The organism is bacterium (assembly GCA_040755795.1).
In the GTDB taxonomy this organism is placed as follows: domain Bacteria; phylum UBA9089; class CG2-30-40-21; order CG2-30-40-21; family SBAY01; genus JBFLXS01.
This window is the reverse complement of the sequence record JBFLXS010000333.1, coordinates 1-4,600: the sequence shown is the minus strand read 5'-3', so window position 1 is coordinate 4,600 and position 4,600 is coordinate 1. Positions and strand designations below refer to the sequence as shown.

Here is a 4,600-nt window from a genome sequence, read left to right as displayed (position 1 = left end):
CTGGACTTTCGTAAATTTTATGCTACTATTGAGGTTATCTAAAGTTCTCTTTATCCTTATCAATCTGTTTATTTTGCTCAAAGATGGCAAAATTAGGCTCAAAAGCCTGATGATTTTTTTGCAACTTATTCTTTGAAGTTGAGTTGATAAAAAATGCTTCACCTATTTTCTTCCCTTTGTGCCCTTTGCGATTTATCCTTTTTTAACCGCAAAGAACGCAAAGAAATCGACCGCAAAGAACGCAAAGATTAAATAAGAAAGGAATCATAGAAAATTCACGAAACTCCAGATTAGATAATCTATAAAAAAAGTCAGTAACTGTTCACCGCTCTGCAGTGAACGGTTACTCTTTCATTTGATTGCCTCCAGAGGATAATCCTTTCGCAAAGGATGTCCTTGCCAATCATCAGGCAGTAAAATTCTTCGCAGGTCAGGGTGATTTTCAAATTCAACACCAAATAAGTCATATACCTCTCGTTCAAACCAATTCGCACCTTGCCAGATTCCAGTAACAGAAGAAATACTCTCACCATCTCCAACCGCTGTTTTTATTCTTATTCGATGATTTTTCTCTATCGAATAAAGATGATAAACGACATCAAATCGCGGCATTCGTTCTGAATAATCCACACCCGAAATATCCGATAAATACACAAAATTCAACTCTTCATCGTCGTGAAGGAATTGACAAATTTGTAATATCCTGTCATCTGAGACATAAATAGTCAAATCAGGTTCAGTTTCTACCTTCAAGATATCCTTTTTAAATTTATCTTTAATAATTTTTGTTATTTCTTGATTAGTCATTTTTCCCCTGAAAATAGGAAGTAGAGAGTAGAAAGTAAAGAAAACACCACTACTCACGCTTATCTCCCTATCTCCCACCTTCTATCTCCTACCTACTATTTTCATCCTCATTTGTGAACCAACGGTTCATGAGTGTTTCCCCTGAAAATAGTTTTTTCACGCAAAGGACACAAAGGTAATTTTTTCCCTTATTTCCCTTTGCGTTCTTTGCGTGCTTGGCGTGAAACTTCCTTTCCCCTGAAAATAATCCGCAAGATTTTACCGCAGAGGACACAGATTTTTTATTTTTTAGTAATCGGATTGAGCGGATTAATCGGATTTCTTTTCTGTTTTTTATCTGCTCAATCCGCTAAATCCGCTTACTACTTACTTTCATCTTCCTTTGTGCCCACTTCTTGTGGGCATGAGCGTTTCTCCTGAAAATCGGGACACGGGATTCGGGACTCGGGAAGAAAGAGACTCTCAGCAATTCCCCCTTAATAAAGGGGGTTAGGGGGTTGTCCTTCTCCCATTTTCATTGCCCTTTGTGAGCCTTGGCTCATGCCTGTTCTCCTAAAAATAGTAACGAGTAGCAAGGTGATTTTCTCTCTCCTCTCTCCTCTCTCCTCTCTACTCCCTACTCCCTACTCCCTACTTTTCTTGCTATACTCATCTTTTTAATCTTATCTTGTAATTTTAAAAAGCCGTATAAAAGTGCCTCAGGTCTTGGAGGACAACCCGGAACATAGACATCTACAGGAACTATCTTATCAACTCCCTGAACGACATTATAGGTATTAAATACACCGCCGGAATTAGCACAACTACCCATTGAGATAACCCATTTGGGTTCTGGCATCTGGTCGTAAAGCAATTTAAGTCGCGTCGCCATTTTATGAGTAACCGTGCCGGCAACAATCATCACATCAGATTGTCTGGGTGAGGGACGGAATACACCTGCACCAAACCTATCTAAATCATATCGAGAGGCACCCGCCGCCATCATCTCGATAGCACAGCAAGCCAATCCAAAGGTCATAGGCCAGAGTGAAGAGCGTCTTGCCCAGTTGATGATAAAATCGGCTGGCACTAAAATAATCTGTCCACCTGGTAATTTTTCTACGATTGGTCCAACTTTCTCAAGTAATCCCATGTTTACCTCCAGGAATTTTAGTTGCGAGATGCGAGATGTTAGGGACGAGTAAATTTCCCCTTGCAACTATCATCTCGCCCCTCGCCCCTTATCCAGGCTATTCATTAATCCATAAAGCATTTTACTTATCTCTATACATTCCTTTATTCTTTTTAAACATATATTCTTCGAAAGATAATTTGCATCTCTTACTTTATAGTACCAATTTTCAGTTTCTGCTGTTGACCTTCGTGATATATCAAGATAATTTATATATTGCTTAGTACTTCTTGAATTAAACCCCTCTGCAATATTAGCACTAATAGACCCTACACTTCTAATCATTTGCCCAATGATTATTTGACTTACTATATTTTTAGGGAATTCTTTAATATCATTCAATAGATCCAAAAATAATTGGTGTGCTCGACGCCACACTTCTAAATCCGTAAAATGTTTTATTTCTCTATTCATACTCCTCCCCTCCCAACTAATTCATTCCTGTTTTTCCCTTGTTCCTAACATCTTGCCTCTCGCCTCTATTTTCCCCTTGCAACTATCATCTCGCCCCTCGCCCATAACTACACCCATTTCAATATTCCCTTGCGCCAGGCATAAATAAGTCCGATAACAAGAATAGCGATAAAAATTATCATTTCAACAAATGCAAATAGTCCAAGTTCCTTAAATACCACTGCCCAGGGGAATAAAAATACAACTTCAACATCAAATATAACAAAAATCAAGGCAAATAAATAGTATCTGATATTGAATTGTATCCAGGAAGTGCCGACAGGTTCTTCACCACATTCGTAGGTAGAGCTTTTGCGGTCTGATGGATTCGAAGGTCTGGCAATCCAGTTAGCAATAAATCCACCTGCCACAAAAACAATTCCCACGACTAAAAATAACGCTACCCAGGTATAATCTTCAAGCATATTAATTTTCTCCTCTTTCTTTCACAATACCCTCGGATAAATTTCAACCTGTGCAGTTAAATGTAAAATGGATAATGTCCAATGAAAATGTATAACTGAAAAAAGGTAATGAGTCTTGCGAAGTCCTAAAATTTCCCATTTTTCATTTCCTATTTTACATTTTACATTTATTTTTCCTTTGCGTCTCTGCGATGAATTAGTCTAATCGCGCAGGTGGAAATAGTTTGCTGTTTTTAAGAATATACCATAATACCTTATTTCTGTCAAGATTTTTTTGTGAAACTTACCCATAAGTCTCAATGGGGTAGTATTTAACCGCAGAGACACAGAGAAGAAACACAAAATAGATTAAACTAAATTCTTGAGAAGGCAGAGAAAACTTTCATATTTCTCGCCAGGACGCAAAGAATACTAATTCTCACTTCAGATGGACAAACAATTACCAGATTTTTACTGATTACTTTCTACTCTTTCCATAGTATAATCTGCCAGGTTTAGCAAGGCATCTTTATATTGATTATTATCCAGTGAATTAAGGGTTTGTTTAGCTACATCAACATAATTTTTTGCCCTGTTTTGTGAATATTCCAAACCCCCATATTTCCTAATTAATTTCAGGATATTTTCTTTTTCACTTCTATTAGTTAAAATTTTTAGTTCCGTTGGGGTTGAATAGTTTGCGGCATATATTACTGGTAATGTAAATTTACCATTTAACAGGTCATTTTTCGTTGACTTACCAGTTTTTACCTCATCTGAGATTAAATCTAATATATCATCTGTAATCTGAAAGGCAGTGCCCAGATTAAGTCCATAAGAAGCTAATGAATCTACTGTTTGTTGTGAAACCCCACTAATTAATCCCCCAATTTTACAGCAGGCAGAAAAAAAGATTGCGGTTTTTTTCTCCACCATATTCAAATATTCATGCTCTTTGGGTAATGTATTTGCCTTCAGGGTTTGTAAAATTTCTCCTTCACATATTTGAGAAACAGTATCTGCCACTATCTCCATTATTCTTTTCTCGCCATCTGAGATAATCAACCCAACCGCCTTACTATACAAATAATCACCCAGGAGGATGGACAATTTATTATCATATTTAGAATTAAGTGTTTGTTTGCCTCGTCGTAGTGTTGCTTCATCAATCACATCATCGTGAATAAGTGTAGCGGTATGAATAAGTTCTAATGCACAGGCAAGATTAATATATCTTTTTCCACCATTAAAATTACACGCCTTTGCCGAAAGAACAAGTAAAACCGGTCTTAATTTTTTACCCCCTGATTTTAAAATATAAGATGAGGAATTAAATAAAAACTCAATATCAGACAAGGTCTTTTCTTTTAAGACGGCCTCAATTTCATTAATTTCTTCGTTTATAATCTTGAAAAAATCCATATTTTTCTCTTTCCATTAATCAAAAAAAGATGTAACTATTTAGCCCTCTGAAGTGTTAGGTTCAAGGTTCCATGAGCAAGGTAGAAAATACCCCCCTTACTCCTTGTCCTTAAATCCTGGACCTACTGTTTCAGTTCACCTGGGTAAATAACAAAAAAACTAAGTAATTAATTTTATCAAAAGGATACTAATTTTGTCAAGATTTTTTTCCACCTGTCTCAGGGCAAACGCATCTAAATTCCACAATCAACTGTAGTTTATGATTTTACCAGCAGTTATAAAGCATTTAGAGCCTCCAGCCTTAAAAATGTGTTCACTCTTCTGATTTAATCAGCTTTTACGG

The 4,600-nt window shown here is 36.6% G+C and carries 5 protein-coding genes; all 5 read right to left on the bottom strand.

Annotated features, from left to right (window positions below; all coding sequences use genetic code 11):
* Nucleotides 1–351 precede the first annotated feature (351 nt).
* Nucleotides 352–807 carry an NADH-quinone oxidoreductase subunit C gene (locus AB1414_16005; GenBank protein MEW6608923.1) on the bottom strand — a complete coding sequence of 152 codons (456 nt, stop codon included), beginning with the start codon at nt 805–807 and terminating at the stop codon, nt 352–354.
* 616 nt (nt 808–1,423) lie between these two features.
* Nucleotides 1,424–1,939 carry an NADH-quinone oxidoreductase subunit B family protein gene (locus AB1414_16000; protein MEW6608922.1) on the bottom strand — a complete coding sequence of 172 codons (516 nt, stop codon included), beginning with the start codon at nt 1,937–1,939 and terminating at the stop codon, nt 1,424–1,426.
* Between the two features lie 69 nt (nt 1,940–2,008).
* Nucleotides 2,009–2,392, bottom strand: coding sequence for a four helix bundle protein (locus AB1414_15995; GenBank protein MEW6608921.1), 384 nt, complete (start codon nt 2,390–2,392; stop codon nt 2,009–2,011).
* Between the two features lie 107 nt (nt 2,393–2,499).
* Entirely contained in the window at nt 2,500–2,856 is a 357-nt protein-coding gene (locus AB1414_15990) for an NADH-quinone oxidoreductase subunit A (GenBank protein ID MEW6608920.1), read from the bottom strand.
* Between the two features lie 450 nt (nt 2,857–3,306).
* Nucleotides 3,307–4,257, bottom strand: coding sequence for a polyprenyl synthetase family protein (locus AB1414_15985; GenBank protein ID MEW6608919.1), 951 nt, complete (start codon nt 4,255–4,257; stop codon nt 3,307–3,309).
* Nucleotides 4,258–4,600: the final 343 nt, after the last annotated feature.

Bases quoted from the DNA above. Each gene is read 5' to 3' on its own strand.
- AB1414_15995 (MEW6608921.1), bottom strand. From the start codon at position 2,392: ATGAATAGAGAAATAAAACATTTTACGGATTTAGAAGTGTGGCGTCGA.
- AB1414_15990 (MEW6608920.1), bottom strand. From the start codon at position 2,856: ATGCTTGAAGATTATACCTGGGTAGCGTTATTTTTAGTCGTGGGAATT.
- AB1414_16000 (MEW6608922.1), bottom strand. From the start codon at position 1,939: ATGGGATTACTTGAGAAAGTTGGACCAATCGTAGAAAAATTACCAGGT.
- AB1414_16005 (MEW6608923.1), bottom strand. From the start codon at position 807: ATGACTAATCAAGAAATAACAAAAATTATTAAAGATAAATTTAAAAAG.
- AB1414_15985 (MEW6608919.1), bottom strand. From the start codon at position 4,257: ATGGATTTTTTCAAGATTATAAACGAAGAAATTAATGAAATTGAGGCC.